Origin of the sequence: Litchfieldia alkalitelluris, assembly GCF_002019645.1 — a bacterium.
In the GTDB taxonomy this organism is placed as follows: domain Bacteria; phylum Bacillota; class Bacilli; order Bacillales; family Bacillaceae_L; genus Litchfieldia; species Litchfieldia alkalitelluris.
The window spans coordinates 3,436,759-3,456,108 of the sequence record NZ_KV917374.1 but is presented as its reverse complement, the minus strand read 5'-3'; the positions used below and the strand labels follow the sequence as shown (position 1 = coordinate 3,456,108).

Annotated in this window: 19 protein-coding genes; 18 read left to right on the top strand and 1 reads right to left on the bottom strand. The window is 36.5% G+C overall.

Going from position 1 to position 19,350, the window contains the following annotated elements; translation table 11 throughout:
* Positions 1–637 precede the first annotated feature (637 nt).
* Positions 638–718, top strand: a complete 81-nt coding sequence (spoVM, locus tag BK579_RS16120; RefSeq protein WP_057996873.1) for a stage V sporulation protein SpoVM — start codon at positions 638–640, stop codon at positions 716–718.
* Positions 719–826: 108 nt separating this feature from the next.
* Here the strand turns inward: spoVM and rpmB are convergent, their stop codons facing one another.
* Positions 827–1,015 (bottom strand): 50S ribosomal protein L28, encoded by a 189-nt coding sequence (gene rpmB, locus BK579_RS16115; protein ID WP_078547210.1) that lies wholly within the window; start codon positions 1,013–1,015, stop codon positions 827–829.
* A gap of 294 nt (positions 1,016–1,309) precedes the next feature.
* On the opposite strand from rpmB, the gene BK579_RS16110 reads away from it, so the two are divergent.
* The 17 genes from BK579_RS16110 to BK579_RS16030 all read left to right on the top strand — a co-directional run bounded on the left by BK579_RS16110 (position 1,310) and on the right by BK579_RS16030 (position 19,340).
* Positions 1,310–1,672 (top strand): Asp23/Gls24 family envelope stress response protein, encoded by a 363-nt coding sequence (locus BK579_RS16110; protein WP_078547208.1) that lies wholly within the window; start codon positions 1,310–1,312, stop codon positions 1,670–1,672.
* A 17-nt stretch (positions 1,673–1,689) separates the two neighbouring features.
* Positions 1,690–3,378, top strand: a complete 1,689-nt coding sequence (locus tag BK579_RS16105) for a DAK2 domain-containing protein (protein WP_078547206.1) — start codon at positions 1,690–1,692, stop codon at positions 3,376–3,378.
* Positions 3,379–3,516: 138 nt separating this feature from the next.
* Complete coding sequence (gene sdaAB / locus BK579_RS16100) at positions 3,517–4,179, top strand: L-serine ammonia-lyase, iron-sulfur-dependent subunit beta (RefSeq protein ID WP_078547204.1); 663 nt, start codon at positions 3,517–3,519, stop codon at positions 4,177–4,179.
* Between the two features lie 37 nt (positions 4,180–4,216).
* Positions 4,217–5,095 carry an L-serine ammonia-lyase, iron-sulfur-dependent, subunit alpha gene (gene sdaAA, locus BK579_RS16095; protein ID WP_078547202.1) on the top strand — a complete coding sequence of 293 codons (879 nt, stop codon included), beginning with the start codon at positions 4,217–4,219 and terminating at the stop codon, positions 5,093–5,095.
* Between the two features lies 1 nt (position 5,096).
* On the top strand, positions 5,097–7,145 hold the full coding sequence (gene recG / locus BK579_RS16090; protein WP_078547200.1) for an ATP-dependent DNA helicase RecG: 2,049 nt from the start codon (positions 5,097–5,099) through the stop codon (positions 7,143–7,145).
* A gap of 106 nt (positions 7,146–7,251) precedes the next feature.
* Positions 7,252–7,830 (top strand): transcription factor FapR, encoded by a 579-nt coding sequence (fapR, locus tag BK579_RS16085; protein ID WP_078547198.1) that lies wholly within the window; start codon positions 7,252–7,254, stop codon positions 7,828–7,830.
* A gap of 4 nt (positions 7,831–7,834) precedes the next feature.
* Entirely contained in the window at positions 7,835–8,824 is a 990-nt protein-coding gene (gene plsX / locus BK579_RS16080; RefSeq protein WP_078547197.1) for a phosphate acyltransferase PlsX, read from the top strand.
* Between the two features lie 29 nt (positions 8,825–8,853).
* Entirely contained in the window at positions 8,854–9,798 is a 945-nt protein-coding gene (fabD, locus tag BK579_RS16075; protein WP_078547195.1) for an ACP S-malonyltransferase, read from the top strand.
* Between the two features lies 1 nt (position 9,799).
* Entirely contained in the window at positions 9,800–10,540 is a 741-nt protein-coding gene (gene fabG / locus BK579_RS16070; protein ID WP_078547193.1) for a 3-oxoacyl-[acyl-carrier-protein] reductase, read from the top strand.
* A gap of 119 nt (positions 10,541–10,659) precedes the next feature.
* Complete coding sequence (gene acpP / locus BK579_RS16065) at positions 10,660–10,896, top strand: acyl carrier protein (RefSeq protein WP_078547191.1); 237 nt, start codon at positions 10,660–10,662, stop codon at positions 10,894–10,896.
* A 275-nt stretch (positions 10,897–11,171) separates the two neighbouring features.
* Entirely contained in the window at positions 11,172–11,864 is a 693-nt protein-coding gene (gene rnc, locus BK579_RS16060; protein WP_407936279.1) for a ribonuclease III, read from the top strand.
* A gap of 439 nt (positions 11,865–12,303) precedes the next feature.
* Positions 12,304–15,864, top strand: a complete 3,561-nt coding sequence (smc, locus tag BK579_RS16055; protein ID WP_078547186.1) for a chromosome segregation protein SMC — start codon at positions 12,304–12,306, stop codon at positions 15,862–15,864.
* A 17-nt stretch (positions 15,865–15,881) separates the two neighbouring features.
* Positions 15,882–16,883 (top strand): signal recognition particle-docking protein FtsY, encoded by a 1,002-nt coding sequence (gene ftsY / locus BK579_RS16050; protein WP_235848446.1) that lies wholly within the window; start codon positions 15,882–15,884, stop codon positions 16,881–16,883.
* 129 nt (positions 16,884–17,012) lie between these two features.
* Complete coding sequence (locus BK579_RS16045; RefSeq protein WP_078547184.1) at positions 17,013–17,342, top strand: putative DNA-binding protein; 330 nt, start codon at positions 17,013–17,015, stop codon at positions 17,340–17,342.
* Between the two features lie 14 nt (positions 17,343–17,356).
* The gene (gene ffh / locus BK579_RS16040) at positions 17,357–18,697 is read left to right on the top strand and encodes a signal recognition particle protein (RefSeq protein WP_078547182.1); all 1,341 of its coding nucleotides are present in this window, start codon (positions 17,357–17,359) and stop codon (positions 18,695–18,697) included.
* A 128-nt stretch (positions 18,698–18,825) separates the two neighbouring features.
* Entirely contained in the window at positions 18,826–19,098 is a 273-nt protein-coding gene (gene rpsP / locus BK579_RS16035; protein WP_078547180.1) for a 30S ribosomal protein S16, read from the top strand.
* A gap of 11 nt (positions 19,099–19,109) precedes the next feature.
* Positions 19,110–19,340, top strand: a complete 231-nt coding sequence (locus tag BK579_RS16030; protein WP_078547178.1) for a KH domain-containing protein — start codon at positions 19,110–19,112, stop codon at positions 19,338–19,340.
* The last annotated feature ends 10 nt before the right edge of the window (positions 19,341–19,350 follow it).

The window sequence follows — 19,350 nt, the reverse complement described above, 5'->3', positions numbered from 1 at the left end:
TAAGCTTCATTTGTCACTCAATAAAGGATCAAACTTCTTAGGCTCTAAACAAACTTGAACCGTAGATATGCTCTGGTTATAGAATGACGAATTTTGTGAATAATCTTATGAAAAGTGACATCTACGAAAAGACTGCCATTTTACAGTGAATGTATCAACAAATACATAATAAAATAGAAGTCCATGGACTTCCATTTGAACTGCTATTTAAATTTGCACTCCTAAACTGAACTACTTACCTAACGGTGTTGTCCTTTTTTTATGGAAAATCGTATTCAAAACCCCAACTGGGAAGATTACTGAGTGGGAATGAAAAAACGGCAGCTAACCATTTTTTTGTTACTATAAAAATGTATTAAAAGTGATTGTTTTTTTTTAGAAAATACCATAATTTTGAATTCTTCGTCATAATATGGTTATAGGTCTACTATGTATTAGTAATGAACTTATATATAAAATAGGTACTTATTCATTCCATGATGGCATATTAATATTGTTATAGAAACCTAAAATTAGATAAGCATCACCTAATATGTCATGGTACTCTTTTTTCTTTCTTGAATATACTTATATTGATTTGAAGGTTTTGCTTAGATTAGAAAAAAGAACGTGGAAACCTGTGTTGAGGAGGGAAATTATGAAATTTTATACGATTAAATTACCGAGGTTCTTAGGTGGTATTGTACGTGCAATGTTAGGATCATTCAAAAAAGGATAAAAAAAAGCGCCTTTCTAAAGGTGCTTTCTCTTTTCTCTAAGTTTAGTTTCTTGCGTTAGAAACAAGAAAAGTCGCGTTAAGCGACTTCTTTTTGTTTGTTATATAGTATTAAACTCGCTCAACTTTACCAGATTTAAGAGCTCTTGCTGATACATATACACGTTTAGGTTTTCCGTCAACTAAAATACGAACTTTTTGAAGGTTTGCACCCCAAGTACGTTTATTAGCATTCATAGCGTGAGAACGAGCATTTCCAGAACGAGTTTTTTTACCTGTAATTACACATTTACGTGCCATTTATTTCCCTCCTAACATCCACAAACTAACCATACAAGTTTTCATAAGTATATGAAAATCACTTATCTAATTTATCACACCTAAATTGATATTGCAATAGTTATAAAAGGTTATATGGCAGGGATATCATATATTTTATATAATGTTGTATAATAATATAGAGTGATGTGGTCAAGCATTTGAATCGGTCTAATTCACCTATTATTAATCTAAAGAGAATTACTTTCAAAAACAGCTCAGTTATAGTAAAATGTTTGTTAGCCAAAGATGAACAATTCCAAAGGGGGAACTATTATGTCCATCGAATTAAAAACGAAATACGGACAAATTGATATATCTACAGAAGTGATTGCAACAATTGCAGGAGGAGCTGCGATTGAGAATTATGGAATTATTGGAATGGCTTCTAAGAATCAACTGAAAGATGGAATTACTGAAATTTTGAGAAAAGAAAATTTCAAACGTGGTATCATAGTTCGTCAGGAAAACGATGAAGTACATATTGACATGTATATTATAGTTAGCTACGGTACGAAAATTTCAGAGGTTGCCCACAATGTTCAGACAAAGGTGAAATATACTTTAAACCAAACTGTAGGACTAGCTGTAGATTCGGTTAATATTTTCGTGCAAGGAGTTCGTGTGACGAACCCGTAAAGAGGAGGAAAAAGTCTGTGTCTATTACAAGATTAGATGGGAAACGTTTTGCAGAAATGATAATTAAAGGATCTACTCATTTATCAAATAATGCAAAATTGGTGGATTCACTAAACGTTTTCCCTGTTCCAGATGGAGATACTGGTACAAATATGAACCTATCCATGACATCTGGCGCAAAGGAAGTGAAAAATAACGTTTCCATTCATATTGGAAAAGTAGGATCGGCATTGGCAAAGGGATTGCTAATGGGAGCAAGAGGTAACTCAGGAGTTATTTTATCTCAGTTATTTAGAGGCTTTTCAAAAGCAATTGAATCGAAAGAAACAATCGATGCTCGTGATTTTGCACTTGCGCTTGAATCAGGTGTTCAAACAGCATATAAGGCAGTAATGAAGCCAGTTGAAGGAACTATTCTTACTGTGGCTAAGGATGCTGCAAAGCGTGCTGTTTCTGTATCTGAAACTGAAACGGATATTATTAAACTTATGACTGAAGTAATAAAAGAAGCTCAGGCTTCATTAAATCGCACCCCTGACTTACTTCCTGTACTAAAAGAAGTTGGTGTAGTTGATAGTGGTGGTAAAGGACTTTTATTTGTGTACGAAGGGTTCCTTGCTGAATTAAAGGGTGAGCAGCTTCCAGGAAATCAAGCTTCCATGCCATCATTAAAAGAGTTAGTTAGTGCAGAACATCACCGAAGTGTCCAAAGTCATATGAACACAGAGGATATAGAGTTTGGTTATTGTACTGAGTTTATGGTGAAGCTAGATCCTTCTAAAATGGCTAAAAAACCTTTTAGTGAAGAAGATTTTCGACAAGATTTAAGTAAACATGGAGATTCTCTATTAGTTATTGCTGATGAAGAGTTAGTCAAGGTTCATATTCATGCTGAACATCCTGGTGATGTTTTATCATATGGTCAACGCTATGGAAGTCTAATTAATATGAAAATAGAAAACATGAGAGAACAACACAGTAACCTGCTTTATGAAGAAAACGAATACATCGAAGAAACAGCTCCTACATCTAAAGTGAAAAAAGAAAAACAAACTTATGGTATAGTTACTGTTGCTATGGGTTCTGGTATTTCTGAGATGTTTAAAAGCCTAGGTGCAAACGGCGTAATTGAAGGTGGCCAAACAATGAATCCGAGTACTGAGGATATTGTTAAAGCGATTGAGGAAATTCATGCTGAAAATGTATATATCTTACCTAATAATAAGAACATTATCATGGCTGCGGAACAAGCTGCCTCAGTGGCGGAAGGAAATATTATTGTCATCCCTTCAAAAACTGTTCCTCAAGGAATGGCTGCAATGCTAGCATTCAACCCTTCTGTGGATTCCGAACAAAATAAGAGCATGATGAATTCTGCCTTAGGTAACGTTAAAACAGGTCAAATCACTTATGCTGTAAGAGATACAAATATTGACGGTATCGAAATTACTAAAGATGATTTCATGGGGATCGCTGAAGGTAAGATTGTTGTTACTAATAAAGAAGTCATTAATGTGGCAAAAAACTTATTAGATACAATGATCGATGAAGATGATGAAATCTTAACAATCCTGGTTGGAGAAGAAGCTTCTGACAACGAAGTGAATGAATTAGTAAACTATATTGAGGAGAAATTTGGAGATATAGAGGTAGAAGTTCATAACGGAAATCAGCCACTTTATAATTTTATTTTCTCAATTGAATAAATCATTTAAAATAGAAGGGAGACACTCCCTTCTATTTTAATGTAAGGAAATTATGGGAAAATTAAAACATCAATCCTACTTAACTCATACATTATAAGAGAGTATGTGAATGTATATCTCTCCCCTGAGGTGAAATTAATGAAGTATAAAAGTGTATTTGATATTATTGGACCAGTTATGATTGGTCCATCCAGTTCTCATACTGCTGGGGCAGCGAGAATTGGCCGTGTAGCAAGAAGTTTGTTTGGTCGAGAACCTAAATGGGCAAATATCTCATTTTATGGTTCTTTTGCAAGTACGTACAAAGGTCATGGAACTGATATAGCTATTGTTGGTGGATTATTAGATTACGATACGTTTGATGAACGAATTAAGACATCTTTAGATATTGCAGAGAGTGCGGGTATTAAGATTTCTATAAGAGAAGAAGAAGCTGTAACTGATCATCCAAATACTGCGAGAATTCATATCGGTGATGAAAAGGGAGAGCTTGAATTAGTCGGGATTTCTATCGGTGGGGGGAAGATTGAAATTATTGAGTTAAATGGTTTTCTTTTAAAATTATCAGGAAATCATCCTGCCCTCTTAGTGGTTCATAACGATAAATATGGAGCTATTGCAGCAGTAGCTAATGTACTAGCTAAATATGCTATAAACATTGGTCATATGGAAGTTGCTAGAAAAGAAGTCGGACAACAAGCATTAATGACAATTGAAGTTGATCAAAATATAGACCAAAAAGTAATTGACGAACTATCCATTCTCCCAAACATCTTAAAAGTTACGAGAATTGTTGATTAATAGATAATGATGTCACAATGAATCGAGGGGATTTACAATGTTTCGAAATGTTAAAGAGTTAATTGAGCTAGCTGAACAAAAGAATGTGAAAATATCCGAAATTATGATTAATCAAGAAGTAGAAGTAACCGGTAAGTCTAGAGAGGTAATATTGGAGCAAATGGAATTTAACCTAACTGTTATGGAGCAGGCAGTTGAAAAAGGATTAGCAGGTGTTAAGTCTAATTCTGGTCTAACTGGTGGTGATGCAGTACTCATGCATAACTATATCCAAAAAGGTAACTTTTTATCAGGAGAAACATTGCTAGATGCTGTTAGTAAAGCAGTAGCTACAAATGAAGTTAATGCAGCAATGGGGACGATTTGTGCAACTCCAACCGCAGGTTCAGCTGGGGTGGTTCCTGGAACACTTTTTGCTTTGAAGGAGAAATTAAAGCCGACTAGGATGCAAATGATCGAGTATTTATTTACGGCTGGCGCATTTGGTTTTGTCGTAGCGAATAATGCAAGCATTTCAGGTGCAGCAGGTGGATGTCAAGCGGAAGTAGGTTCAGCTGCAGGAATGGCAGCTGCTGCAATTGTTGAAATGGCAGGTGGAACTCCGAGGCAATCGGCTGAAGCAATGGCGATTACACTGAAAAATATGTTAGGGTTAGTATGTGATCCAGTCGCTGGTTTAGTAGAGGTACCATGCGTAAAGAGAAATGCGATGGGGGCAGCTAATGCAATGGTTGCAGCCGACATGGCATTGGCAGGGATTACCAGTCGGATTCCTTGTGATGAAGTAATTGATGCAATGTACAAAATTGGTCAAACGATGCCTACCGCATTAAAAGAAACTGCACAGGGAGGTTTGGCGGCAACACCAACTGCTCGTGAGCTTGAAGCCAAGATCTTTGGTATGTCGTTAAAATAACGTGAATAATATCATAAAATTACCAGTAAGTGAGATCAAAGGAATCGGAGAAGAAGTTACAAATCAACTAGCAGAATTAAATATTTTTACAGTAGAAAACTTAGTAGAATATTTACCATATCGCTATGAAGATTATCAATTACGAGACTTATCCGAGGTAAGACACGATGAAAGAGTAACTGTTGAAGGACAAATTCATAGTCAGCCTTTATTAACTTACTATGGAAAAAAAAGGTCTCGCCTTACATTTAGAGTTTTAATTGGTAGATATCTAATTAACGCAATTTGTTTTAACCAGGCTTATTTAAAAAGTAAAATTACACTTCATGAAACTGTAACCATTACAGGCAAGTGGGATCAACATCGCCAAACCATAACAGTAAATCAGATTTCCGTTGGACCACATGCCCGTAATCAAACGATTGAGCCTGTATACTCAGTTAAAGGAGATTTAACTGTTAAGAGTATGCGACGCTACATTAATAACGCGTTAAAGCAATATGGTGATCATATTGAAGAAAACCTTCCAGAAAATTTACTTCAAAAATATAAATTATTATCCAAAAAAGAAGCAATTAAAATCATGCATTACCCTGAAAATCAACAATATCTGAAACAAGCTAGGCGAAGATTTGTTTATGAAGAGTTCCTATTGTTCCAGTTGAAAATGCAAGCATTACGTAAATTTGAAAGGGAATCAAGCCAGGGAATAAAGCATAATTTCTCAGTTAAACGACTAGAAGAGTTTATTCTAAACTTGCCCTTTCCGTTAACAAAAGCTCAACAACGGGTAAAAGAGGAAATTATCGGAGATCTCCAGTCACCCTATCGAATGAATAGGTTACTTCAAGGAGACGTTGGGTCAGGAAAAACAGTTGTTGCAGCTATTGCATTGTACGCAGCTGTATTGTCCAACACACAAGGTGCATTAATGGTTCCTACCGAAATACTTGCAGAGCAGCATGCACATTCATTAGCGGAACTTTTTTCGAATACTGATTTAAGCATAGAGCTGTTGACAAGTTCGGTTAAAGGAAAAAGAAGAAGAGATATTCTCGCCAGATTACAAGAAGGTAAAGTTGATATTTTAGTTGGTACGCATGCATTAATTCAAGAAGAAGTTGTTTTTCATAAGTTAGGATTAGTTATAACAGATGAACAGCACAGATTTGGTGTAGGGCAACGAAAGATACTCAGAGAAAAAGGTGAAAATCCAGACGTCTTGTTTATGACAGCAACCCCGATTCCTAGAACATTAGCAATTACGGTATTTGGAGAAATGGATGTGTCTGTTATTGATGAATTGCCTGCTGGTAGAAAAACGATTGAAACTTATTGGGCAAAGCACAGCATGCTTGATCGAATCATCAATTTCATAGAGAAAGAACTTGCAAAAGGCAGACAAGCTTATGTTATTTGTCCTCTTATAGAGGAGTCAGACAAGTTAGATGTTCAAAATGCAATTGATGTTCATAGTATGTTGGCCGCCCATTTCCATGGGAATTGGAATGTTGGATTGATGCATGGAAGATTAACTTCAGATGAAAAAGATGAAGTGATGAAAAGCTTTAGTACCAACGATGTTCAAGTGCTTGTTTCGACAACGGTTGTTGAGGTGGGTGTGAATGTGCCTAACGCAACCATCATGGTTATTTACGATGCTGAGAGGTTTGGGTTATCACAGCTTCATCAATTAAGAGGCCGTGTGGGGAGAGGTAGTGAACAATCCTACTGTATTCTTTTAGCAGACCCAAAATCGGAAGTAGGAAAAGAAAGAATGAGAATCATGACTGAGACCAATGATGGTTTTGTATTGTCAGAAAAGGATTTGGAATTAAGGGGTCCTGGTGATTTTTTTGGAAGAAAACAGAGTGGTATGCCAGAATTTAAAGTGGCTGACATGGTTCATGATTATCGTGCATTAGAAGTAGCAAGGGTGGATGCAAATAAATTAATACAGTCTAACCAGTTTTGGAACGATCCGATTTATTCACACTTAAGAGAATATATTAAACAAACTGGAGTAATTGATGGTGAAAAGCTGGATTAGGAGTAACTCGAAGTAGATTGGAAGGGTGATTTCATCTTGCAATCTGCTTTTTTTAATTATATACTACTATTAGTACCTAGTCATAATAGTTCGGTGGTGTAGTTTTGTGAAACGTAATAAAAAAGCCCGGCAAGAATTACTTAAGGACACTATTAAAATCACGCCTTTTATAACTGATGAAGAATTAGCGGATCGATTTTCAGTGAGTGTTCAAACAATCCGCCTTGATCGCCTTGAATTATCCATCCCGGAATTACGTGAACGTATAAAAACAGTAGCAGAGAAAAATTTAGAGGATGAAGTCCGCTCCTTACCTATGGAGGAAGTAATTGGAGAAATTATTGACCTTGAATTAGATCATAGTGCGATCTCCATTCTGGATGTAACGAGTGAACATGTTTTTAAAAGAAATCGAATTGCCAGAGGTCACCATTTATTTGCACAGGCTAATTCCTTAGCTGTTGCTGTCATTAATGATGAGTTAGCATTAACAGCAAAAGCGTCGATTCACTTTACTAGACAAGTAAAGGAAAATGAAAGAGTCGTTGCAAAAGCAAAGGTTCATCGTTTAGAAGCTGGAAAAGGGAGAACACTAGTAGAGGTGAATAGTTTTGTTGGTAATGAGTTAGTTTTTTCTGGTGAATTTGAAATGTTTCGTTCTAATAAGTCAAAAGGGAATGATTAAATAGATGAGAATAGCCATTGATGCAATGGGTGGAGATCATGCTCCGAAAGAGGTCGTCGAGGGTGCAATGAAAGCAATCAGTGCCTTTGATGATCTGGAAATTACATTAGTAGGAAATGAAACAAAAATTAAACAGTTCTTAACAAATGAAGAAAGAATATCAATCATACATACTGAAGTGAAGATCGAAGGGGACGAAGAACCTGTTAGAGCAGTAAGGCGCAAAAAAGATGCTTCAATGGTCTTAATGGCAGGCGAAGTGAAAGAAGGAAGAGCTGATGCTTGTATATCTGCAGGCAACACAGGAGCATTGATGGCTGCAGGACTATTTGTGGTTGGCCGAATAAAAGGCATTGACCGACCTGCCCTTTCACCTACACTACCAACAATCGATGGTAAAGGATTTTTGATGTTAGATGTAGGCGCAAATGTAGATGCAAAACCTGAGCACCTGTTGCAATATGCAATCATGGGCTCAATCTATGCCGAAAAGGTAAGAGGAATTCAGCAGCCTAAAATTGGACTCTTAAATGTCGGTACAGAAGACGGCAAAGGAAATGAATTAACTAAGGGAGCCTTTATGTTGATTAAAGACTCAAATCTGAATTTTATTGGTAATGTTGAGTCCAGGGACTTGCTTAATGGTGTTGCAGATGTTGTTGTAACTGATGGATTTACAGGTAATGTAGCATTAAAAACAATTGAGGGTACTGCCTTATCTGTTTTCACTATGCTCAAATCAGCACTTACCAGTGATCTAGCAAGTAAGCTAGCAGCGGCAGTTCTAAAACCGAAGCTTAAGGGTTTAAAGGACAAGATGGATTACTCAGAATATGGTGGAGCTGGTTTATTTGGTCTAAGTGCACCTGTAATCAAGGCACACGGATCCTCAGATGCACAAGCTATTTTTAGTTCGATTCGACAAACGAGAGAAATGGTCAAATCGAATGTTACAGGTACAATAAAAGAAACTGTAGAGAAATTAATTCAATAACTATCTTGTCTTAGAAGGGAGAGATTTACATGGGGAAAATTGCTTTTGTGTTTCCAGGTCAGGGTTCCCAGGTTGTTGGAATGGGCCAGGATTTAGCAAATGAATATATAGAAGTAGCTTCTATTTTTAATAAAGCAGATTTAAAGCTAGAAGAATCACTATCTTCACTTATCTTTAATGGACCACAAGATATCCTTACAAAAACAACGAATGCTCAACCAGCATTACTAACAACAAGTATTGCAATTCTAGAAAAGTTTAAGGAATCGGGTATTACACCTGATTACGTTGCAGGACATAGTTTAGGAGAGTATTCTGCTTTGGTAGCTGCAGATGTTCTAGCATTCGAAGATGCAGTTTATTTAGTAAGAAAACGTGGAGAATTTATGGAAGAAGCTGTCCCGGCGGGTCAGGGGACAATGGCAGCTGTTCTTGGTATGGAGAGTAGTTTATTAGAAGATATTACTAAAAGTGTTGAGGTAGACGGAGATCCGGTCCAATTAGCCAATATTAATTGTCCAGGTCAAATTGTTATATCTGGCTCAGCAAGAGGAGTAGAATTGGCTTCTCTATTAGCAAAAGAAAAAGGTGCCAAGAGAGTGATTCCATTGGAAGTTAGTGGTCCATTTCATTCTTCGTTAATGAGACCAGCTGCCGAAAGGTTTACCGAGGTGTTGTCTCATTGCAATTTGCAGGATGCAACTATACCTATGATAGCTAATGTAACGGCTGAACCACTAACAGAAGGTGATGTGATAAAGGATAAGCTTGTTGAACAGCTGTACTCACCTGTCCGCTGGGAAGAGAGTGTATTAAAAATGATTGAATTAGGTGTAGATACATTTGTTGAAATTGGACCTGGCAAGGTCTTGTCAGGCTTAATTAAAAAGACAAATCGAAAAGTTACTACACATGCCATAAATGATCTAGATTCTTTACATTCTACGATACAATCGTTAAAGGGGGTTAATTAATATGTTAAATGGAAAGGTTGCTTTAGTAACAGGAGCTTCTCGGGGTATCGGAAGAGCTATTGCGCTTGACTTGGCATCACTAGGTGCAAAAGTGGCGGTAAATTATTCAGGTAGCGAAGCCAAAGCGAATGAAGTAGTTGATGCAATCAAAGAGATGGGTGTAGAAGCGATTGCCATCCAGTGCAACGTAGCTGATTCCAATGCTGTTTCCGAAATGGTTAAAGAAGTTATTTCAACTTTTGGTTCTCTTGATATTTTGGTTAATAATGCTGGGGTAACGAGAGATAATTTAATTATGCGTATGAAAGAAGAAGAATGGGACGACGTAATTAATATTAACCTTAAGGGTGTGTTTAATTGTACAAAAGCAGTAACACGTCAAATGATGAAGCAACGTTCAGGGAGAATTATCAATATTGCCTCAATTGTTGGAGTTATTGGAAATGCAGGACAAGCTAACTATGTTGCAGCTAAAGCAGGTGTAATAGGTCTAACGAAAACAACTGCAAAAGAATTAGCGAGTAGAAATATTACTGTGAATGCAGTTGCACCTGGTTTTATTACAACTGATATGACTGATAAGTTATCTGATGAAGTTATAGAGGCAATGCAAAAGCAAATTCCTTTAACTCGTCTTGGAAGTCCAGAAGACATTTCGTCAATTGTTTCCTTTTTAGCTTCAGAGAAAAGTGGTTATATTACGGGACAAACCATCAATGTTGATGGAGGTATGGTGATGTAATTCTTAAATGACTTAGTTATAGTCAAGGGTATATAGATAATCTTTATGAAAAGACCCTTATTAAAACTAGTTTTTATGAATGAAATCAACTATAATGGCTTGAGGGGAGGTGAAGAACAATGGCAGATGTTTTAGGACGAGTTACTAAAATCATTGTAGACCGTTTAGGTGTTGATGAATCTGAAGTAAAGCTAGAGTCTTCTTTTAAAGAGGATTTAGGTGCTGATTCTCTTGATGTAGTTGAGCTTGTAATGGAGCTTGAGGATGAGTTTGATATGGAAATCTCAGACGATGAGGCTGAAAATATTACAACAGTAGGAGATGCTGTTAACTACATAAACAGTCAACAAAAATAATTGAATTTTATTTTATAAAGTCCCGCTATGGCGGGGCTTTCAGAGTGTAGACAAAGTCAGTACGCATCCAGGTAATAAATTTAGTGCTTAAGTTGGTGGAAATAGTATTTTAAGAGTAAATTTAAGGATGCGGGCAATTGTCAACAGCCTGAAAGTCCCGCTAATGCGGGACTTTATCGTATTTTCTTTCATTCTAATGATAAGGTTTGTGCTTGTTTTCTTTGGAGGTAAAAATGGTGAAGGGTAAGAATATTAACGAAAAAAAGAATAAAATAATGATTAAGTTTAAAGAGTTTCAGGAACATCAGGGGATTTTATTTAAAAATGAAAGCTTGCTTATTCAAGCTTTTACACATTCATCCTATGTGAATGAGCATCGCAAAAAACCGTACGAGGACAATGAAAGATTAGAATTTTTGGGAGACGCTGTATTAGAATTGACTGTCTCAGAATTTCTCTTTAAGAAATTTCCTATTATGAGTGAGGGACAATTAACGAAAATGCGTGCTGCAATCGTTTGTGAACCTTCTTTAGTTTCCTTTGCGAATGACCTTTCTTTTGGCCAGTATGTGTTATTAGGTAAAGGTGAGGAGTTGACAGGGGGAAGAGGAAGACCAGCTCTCTTAGCAGATGTGTTTGAAGCATTCATCGGCTCCCTTTATTTAGATCAAGGTATCGATGAAGTTTACAAATTCTTAGAACGTACGGTGTTTCCGAAGATAAATGAAGGTGCTTTTTCTCATGTGATGGATTATAAAAGTCAACTACAGGAGTTAATCCAGCGAGATGGTAGAGGTGTAATTGAGTACAAAGTATTACAAGAAAAAGGGCCAGCCCATAATAGGGAATTTGTTTCTAAAGTTTCACTAAATGGTGAGGAACTTGGTCTAGGAACGGGTAAATCAAAAAAAGAAGCTGAACAAAGAGCTGCACAGATTGCTATAGAAACATTAAAGACACCAAAATAATGAACTACACAGCCCCTATTCATATGGGGTTTTTGTTATTTTTAGCGATATGATGTTGAAGACGTTAGATTATGATAAAATATGTAGGGATTAATTATAATAAGATATCTTTAGGCTGATAGACCCAATCAATTTAAATAGTAGATGTGGGATGTATATTTAAACTTCACCTGTGTAATGAGCGGAGAGCCATCTGACTCCTGCGGGATTTAGCGGTTTCGGGAGACCCCACAGGAGCCATAGGCGACGAGGAGGCTTCCGGACCGCCACGCGGAAAGCAGATGGATCGCAGCGAATGGAACTCCACTACCTAAGTTATTTTCAAGGTAGACCTTTATACAAAATGAATATTGAACATGGAGAACGAATCACCATTAAATTTTCAAAATAACCAAGTAAATAGATGAACAAACAAATAATAGTTCTAAGGGGGAAGCATATGTTCCTCAAACGTTTAGATATTGTAGGATTTAAATCGTTTGCTGAAAGAATCACTGTAGACTTTGTTCCTGGAGTTACGGCTGTAGTCGGACCCAATGGAAGCGGAAAAAGTAATATCACAGATGCCATCAGATGGGTATTAGGTGAACAATCTGCTCGTACACTCAGAGGCGTAAAGATGGAAGATATTATTTTTGCTGGGAGTGATAGTCGAAAATCACTTAATATTGCGGATGTAACCTTAACGTTAGATAATAGTGACCAATTTTTGCCTGTTGACTATCATGAGGTTAGTATTACCAGAAGAGTTTTCCGTTCTGGTGAAAGTGAGTTCTTAATAAATAAACAGGCATGCAGATTAAAGGATATAGTAGACTTATTTATGGATTCAGGTTTAGGGCGTGAAGCGTTCTCAATCATCAGCCAAGGTAAAGTTGAAGAAATTTTAAGTAGTAAAGCAGAAGAGCGCCGAACAATATTTGAGGAAGCGGCGGGGGTTCTAAAATATAAAACTCGAAAGAAAAAAGCAGAATATAAGCTAGCTGAAACACAGGAAAACTTGAATAGAGTAAATGATATTCTTCATGAATTAGAGGATCAGATTGAACCACTACAAATTCAAGCATCTATTGCTAATGACTATTTAGCTAAAAAAGAAGAGCTTGAGAATCATGAAGTTGCTGTGACAGTCTACGAAATTGAAAACTTACACCAACAATGGGAAAGTTTAAAGCTACAAATAGAAGAACATAACAGTCAGGAAATATCAATGGCTACTTCGATCAATAAAAAAGAAGCGCGTGTGGAACAGGTGCGCGATCAAATGGACCGATTGGATGTAATGATTCAAGAACTTCAGCAAGTTTTATTACGTACAAGTGAGGAACTAGAAAAGCTTGAAGGACGTAAAGAAGTTCTAAAGGAGAGAAAGAAAAACGGCACCCAAAATAAAGCGCAACTTGAACAAATGATTTCAGAACTAGAAATTAAAACAAAACAAACGAATGAACTGATTCAGTCTGAACAAGAGCGCCTACATGGACTAGCTAAGGAAGTAGAAGGCGTTAAAATGCAATTAACTAAACAGCAGGCTCTACTTTCTTCATATGACCAAAACATTGAAAGTAAAATTGAAAACTTAAAAAGTGAATATGTAGAGTTACTCAATAAGCAGGCTTCATCTAAAAATGAAATAGGGTATATTGAGCAGCAGGTTAAACAACAAGAAGCGAAATATAAGCGTATGGAAGAAGGTAATGTAAAGTATATTCAGGAACGAGAAGATATCAATCAGGAAAAATTACACCTTCAAACGAAGCTATCAGTTATTGAAGCTGAAATGGCCAATCAAATAAAGACGTTTAGGGAAACAACAGTAAATTTAGAAACACTAAGGGATTCATATCAAAGAAGAGAAGCTACATTAAATAAAGCATACCAATTCTTACAGCAAACCAAGTCTCGTAAAGAAATGTTAGAAGAGATGCAAAATGATTATTCTGGATTTTTCCAAGGTGTTAAGGAAGTTTTAAAAGCTAGAGAAGAGCGTTTAGAGGGTATTGAAGGAGCTGTAGCGGAGTTACTCACGGTTCCAAAGCAATATGAGACTGCTGTAGAAATAGCTCTTGGAGCAGCCACTCAACATATTGTTGTGAGAAATGAAACCAATGCTAGAGAGGCAATCCAATATTTAAAGCAACATTCTTTCGGGAGAGCAACCTTTCTCCCTTTAAATGTAATAAAGGAACGATTCATTAACGAAACACAGCTAGACGCCGTTAGGAATCACCCATCCTTTATAGGTGCGGCTTCTACGCTAATAAATTTTGATAACAAGTACCATTCTGTTGTTTCAAACCTATTAGGGAATGTGTTAATTACGACTGATTTGAAGGGTGCTAACGAACTGGCAAAAAAACTTCAATATCGCTTCAGAATGGTTACATTAGATGGTGATGTAGTTAATCCCGGAGGATCGATGACTGGTGGAGCGGTTAAGAAATCCACTAATTCCTTACTTGGGAGAAGTCGCGAATTAGAGGATATTACTGCGAAGCTAGAGGAAATGGAAACGAAAACGAATATATTGGAAATGCAAGTGAGAGAAGAAAAGCAATACATGTTGGATGAAGAAAATCGTTTAACTAAGTTACGTGAATCTGGTGAGCATCTTAGACTTAAGGAACAAGATCTTAAGAGTCAATATCGTGAAATAGAGCTCAAAGAACGGAATGTAAATGAACATTTAGCTTTGTATGATCATGAAAAGTTAATGTTTAATAATGATCAAATTCAGTCCAATAATAGAAAAAATGAATTATTGAAAATAGTTGAAAAAGTTTCATCAAAATTAGCCGTTATAAATCATGAAATAGAACTTTTAACTACGAAAAAGAATGATGAACAACTATCGAAAGAAACGCTACAATCCACAATAACGGATCTGAAGGTAATTGTCGCGGAGAAAAGTCAATTACTTCAAGGACAAAAGGAAAAGGTTGAAAACCTTCGTGGAGATTATAACGAGACATCTGAAAAGCTGAATCAATTGGTTGACGATTTAAGATTCTTAAGTTCAGATCTAGTGACGAATACATCAGGAGAACAAGAGCTAGAAGAAGCAGCAAAGAAAAAGTTAGCTGACAAAACTGAGACCATTACGTTAATTAGTAATCAAAGACAAAAAAGACTTGAACTTCAAAATTCATTAGAAAATATTGAAAGAGAGCTAAAAGAAGAAAAGCGACTTCATAAACAGATGGTTGACGTTCTAAAGGATGAAGAGGTAAAAGTTAATCGTCTAGATGTTGATTTAGAAAATAGATTAACACATTTAAGAGAGGAATATTTTCTTTCATTTGAAGCAGCAAAAGATAAATACCCTCTAACCATCGAGATTGGTGAGGCTAGAAAAAAAGTGAAGTTAATAAAGCTTGCGATTGAAGAGCTAGGAACAGTAAATTTAGGTGCTATCGAGGAATATGAGAGAGTATCAGAAAGATTTAAGTTTTTGACAGATCAAAAGAATGACTTAGAAGAAGCAAAAGACACACTATATAAAGTAATAGCTGAGATGGATGAAGAGATGAAGAGGAAGTTTCATACAACATTCATGAGTATTCGATCTCACTTTGAAGGAGTCTTTCAAGCTCTGTTTGGTGGTGGACGAGCTGATTTGCGACTAACCAATCCTGATGATTTATTAAATACAGGTGTAGATATAGTTGCCCAGCCGCCAGGTAAAAAACTACAAAACCTAGGGCTGATGTCTGGTGGAGAGCGAGCTTTAACAGCAATTGCATTATTATTTTCTATATTAAAGGTTCGGCCTGTACCATTTTGTGTCCTAGATGAAGTTGAGGCTGCACTTGATGAGGCGAATGTATTCCGTTTTGCTCAATACCTAAAAAAATTCAGCCATGAAACTCAGTTCATTGTGATTACACATCGTAAAGGAACGATGGAAGAAGCTGATGTATTATATGGTGTAACAATGCAAGAATCTGGTGTGTCTAAATTAGTCTCTGTAAGGTTAGAAGAGTCAAAACAGTTAGTATAAAGGAAAGGTTGGAGATTATGAGTTTTTTAAAAAAATTAAAAGAAAAGATTTCAAAACAAACAGATACTGTTACTGAAAAATTTAAAGATGGGTTAACAAAAACAAGAAATTCTTTCTCTGAAAAAGTAAATGATCTTGTTGCAAGATATCGTAAGGTAGATGAAGAGTTTTTTGAAGAGCTTGAAGAAATTCTAATATCAGCAGATGTGGGTGTATCTACTGTTATGGAATTAATTGATCAACTTCGGTTAGAAGTGAAAAGAAGAAATATACAGGATACAGCGGAGGTACAAGCTGTTATTTCCGAGAAATTAGTTGAGATCTATCAAGGAGGAGATGAAGCTTCTCCACACCTGAACATTGAGAGAGAGGGGTTATCTGTTATCCTCGTAGTAGGTGTTAATGGTGTTGGCAAGACAACAACGATAGGGAAACTAGCGAATAAGCTTAAAAATGAGGGGAAATCTGTTCTTTTAGCGGCAGGAGATACATTCCGTGCTGGTGCCATTGAACAATTAGAAGTTTGGGGTCAAAGGGTAGGTGTTGATGTAATTAAGCAATCAGAAGGCTCAGATCCTGCCGCTGTCATGTTTGATGCGGTTCAAGCTGCCAAATCACGTAATGTTGATGTGTTAATATGTGATACTGCTGGAAGATTACAAAACAAAGTAAATCTGATGAAAGAACTTGAAAAGGTCAAGCGAGTCATTGAAAGAGAGTTTCCAGGCGCTCCTCATGAAGTGCTTCTTGTTCTTGATGCAACGACTGGACAAAATGCATTAACGCAAGCAAAGACCTTTTCTGAAGCAACAGAGGTTACTGGTATTGTGTTAACGAAGTTGGATGGTACGGCTAAAGGCGGAATTGTACTGGCGATAAGAAATGAGCTCAATATACCGGTTAAATTAGTGGGATTAGGAGAGAGGGTAGACGATCTTCAAGAGTTTAATGCAGAGCAATATGTATATGGATTGTTTGCAGATATTCTTGAGGCTACTGAAACAGAAGAAAAAGAGTAGAAAGATTATTCATTAATGTATTGAAGCTTATGGAAAGTATCTCTGTTAAGAAAAAAACTTGACATCTCAATCTCTAAATTGTAGACTATTTACTTGTAAAGGGATTTCACTTAACACGGGGTGAGAACAATGCTTGAAAAAACAACACGAGTCAATTATTTATTCGATTTTTATCAATCGTTGTTAACACCAAAGCAAAGTAGCTATATGTCATTATATTATTTAGATGATTACTCCCTTGGTGAAATTGCAGAAGAATATAATGTTAGCCGTCAAGCTGTCTATGATAACATAAAACGAACAGAGGCTATGCTTGAAGAATATGAAGAAAAACTGTTACTATTTCATAAGTTTCAAGAGCGTCAAAAATTACTACTAGAGTTTAAGTCTTTTATCAAAGATCATGAGATGAAAGAGGAGCTTGAACGTAGACTTGACTTGCTTGAGAAATTAGAATAGGGGGACGGCGTGAAATGGCATTTGAAGGATTAGCCGACCGACTGCAGAATACCATTCAAAAGATACGTGGAAAAGGGAAAGTATCTGAAGCAGATGTAAAAGAAATGATGCGTGAAGTTCGACTTGCATTACTTGAAGCAGATGTTAACTTTAAGGTTGTAAAGGACTTTATTAAACGTGTCAGTGAACGTGCAATTGGACAAGAAGTGATGAAAAGCTTAACCCCTGGTCAGCAGGTAATTAAGGTTGTTCAGGAAGAGTTGACTTCACTAATGGGGGGAGAACAAAGCAAGATTGCTGTTGCTAAACGTCCTCCGACTGTGATCATGATGGTGGGTCTTCAAGGTGCTGGTAAAACCACCACAACTGGAAAGCTCGCAAATCTTCTTCGAAAAAAGCACAATCGTAAACCGATGTTAGTTGCTGCAGATATTTACCGCCCTGCCGCGATCAAACAATTAGAAACATTAGGTAAGCAATTAAATATGCCAGTATTCTCATTAGGAGATCAGGTTAGTCCTGTTGAAATTGCGAAGCAAGCAATTGCCAAAGCAAAAGAAGATCATCATGATTATGTCTTGATAGATACTGCTGGTCGACTTCATATAGATGAAGAACTAATGGACGAATTAAAACAGGTCAAAGAAATTGCAAATCCTGATGAAATCTTTTTAGTTGTCGATGCAATGACAGGTCAGGATGCAGTCAATGTCGCAAGTAGTTTTAACGACTTACTTGGCTTAACAGGTGTGGTCTTGACGAAGCTTGATGGTGATACACGTGGTGGAGCCGCGTTATCTGTTAAAGCTGTAACCAATACACCTATTAAGTTTGTTGGGCTAGGTGAAAAGCTAGATGCTCTTGAAGCGTTTCATCCTGAGAGGATGGCATCAAGAATCCTTGGTATGGGTGATGTTCTAACATTAATTGAAAAGGCACAAAATTCGGTTGATGAGGAAAAAGCAAAAGAACTAGAGCAAAAGTTTCGCTCTATGTCATTTACTTTTGATGACTTCTTAGAGCAGCTTAGTCAAGTTCGTAAAATGGGACCACTAGATGAAATTCTAGGAATGCTTCCGGGAGCGAATAAAATGAAAGGCTTGAAGAATGTTCAGGTCGATGATAAGCAAATTAGTCATGTTGAAGCAATTATCCAATCAATGACAAAGGAAGAAAAAAATCATCCTGAAATCATAAGTAGTAGCCGTAAAAAGAGAATTGCAAAAGGTAGCGGGAGAACTGTCCAAGAAGTAAACCGTCTTCTTAAGCAATTCGAAGATATGAAAAAGATGATGAAACAAATGACAAATATGTCTAAAGGTAAGAAAAAAGGGATGAAATTTCCTTTTATGTAAGTGTTTGTTTATTAATTATTCTAGTTAATTTAGAAAAAAACATGATGTAAAGAAAAAAGACTTTACAAACTATAATCAACTTGCTAATATTATATCTTGTTGAAATATTTTCGGAGGTGCTATTTAAAATGGCAGTAAAAATTCGTTTAAAGCGTATGGGAGCTAAAAAGTCTCCTTTCTATCGTATTGTTGTAGCTGATTCTCGTTCACCACGTGATGGACGTTTCATTGAAACTGTAGGTACGTACAATCCTGTACAACAACCTGCTGAGGTTAAAATTGATGAAGAGCTAGCATTAAAATGGTTATCTAATGGTGCTAAACCTTCTGACACAGTTCGTAACTTGTTCTCTACACAAGGAATCATGGAAAAATTCCATAATTCAAAATTAGGCAAGTAAATGTGGACAAGATGAAAGAGTTAATTGTAACGATCGTAAAGCCACTTGTTGATTTCCCAGACGAGGTTACTGTTTCAGAAACTTCGGATGAAAAAAATATTACTTACTTACTAACTCTTAATAAAGAAGATATAGGAAAAGTAATTGGTAAACAGGGTAGGGTCATAAAAGCGATTCGGACTGTTGTATATGCAGCAGGAACTAGTCATAATAAACGAATTCATCTAGAAATTAACGAATAAAGATTGATTG

Excerpts from the sequence above, each read along its gene's own strand:
- spoVM (WP_057996873.1), top strand. The coding sequence starts at position 638 with ATGAAATTTTATACGATTAAATTACCGAGGTTCTTAGGTGGTATTGTA.
- smc (WP_078547186.1), top strand. The coding sequence starts at position 12,304 with ATGTTCCTCAAACGTTTAGATATTGTAGGATTTAAATCGTTTGCTGAA.
- rpsP (WP_078547180.1), top strand. The coding sequence starts at position 18,826 with ATGGCAGTAAAAATTCGTTTAAAGCGTATGGGAGCTAAAAAGTCTCCT.
- rpmB (WP_078547210.1), bottom strand. The coding sequence starts at position 1,015 with ATGGCACGTAAATGTGTAATTACAGGTAAAAAAACTCGTTCTGGAAAT.
- ftsY (WP_235848446.1), top strand. The coding sequence starts at position 15,882 with ATGAGTTTTTTAAAAAAATTAAAAGAAAAGATTTCAAAACAAACAGAT.
- BK579_RS16030 (WP_078547178.1), top strand. The coding sequence starts at position 19,110 with ATGAAAGAGTTAATTGTAACGATCGTAAAGCCACTTGTTGATTTCCCA.
- sdaAA (WP_078547202.1), top strand. The coding sequence starts at position 4,217 with ATGTTTCGAAATGTTAAAGAGTTAATTGAGCTAGCTGAACAAAAGAAT.
- fabG (WP_078547193.1), top strand. The coding sequence starts at position 9,800 with ATGTTAAATGGAAAGGTTGCTTTAGTAACAGGAGCTTCTCGGGGTATC.
- rnc (WP_407936279.1), top strand. The coding sequence starts at position 11,172 with ATGATTAAGTTTAAAGAGTTTCAGGAACATCAGGGGATTTTATTTAAA.
- acpP (WP_078547191.1), top strand. The coding sequence starts at position 10,660 with ATGGCAGATGTTTTAGGACGAGTTACTAAAATCATTGTAGACCGTTTA.
- sdaAB (WP_078547204.1), top strand. The coding sequence starts at position 3,517 with ATGAAGTATAAAAGTGTATTTGATATTATTGGACCAGTTATGATTGGT.
- BK579_RS16110 (WP_078547208.1), top strand. The coding sequence starts at position 1,310 with ATGTCCATCGAATTAAAAACGAAATACGGACAAATTGATATATCTACA.
- plsX (WP_078547197.1), top strand. The coding sequence starts at position 7,835 with ATGAGAATAGCCATTGATGCAATGGGTGGAGATCATGCTCCGAAAGAG.
- BK579_RS16045 (WP_078547184.1), top strand. The coding sequence starts at position 17,013 with ATGCTTGAAAAAACAACACGAGTCAATTATTTATTCGATTTTTATCAA.
- fabD (WP_078547195.1), top strand. The coding sequence starts at position 8,854 with ATGGGGAAAATTGCTTTTGTGTTTCCAGGTCAGGGTTCCCAGGTTGTT.
- ffh (WP_078547182.1), top strand. The coding sequence starts at position 17,357 with ATGGCATTTGAAGGATTAGCCGACCGACTGCAGAATACCATTCAAAAG.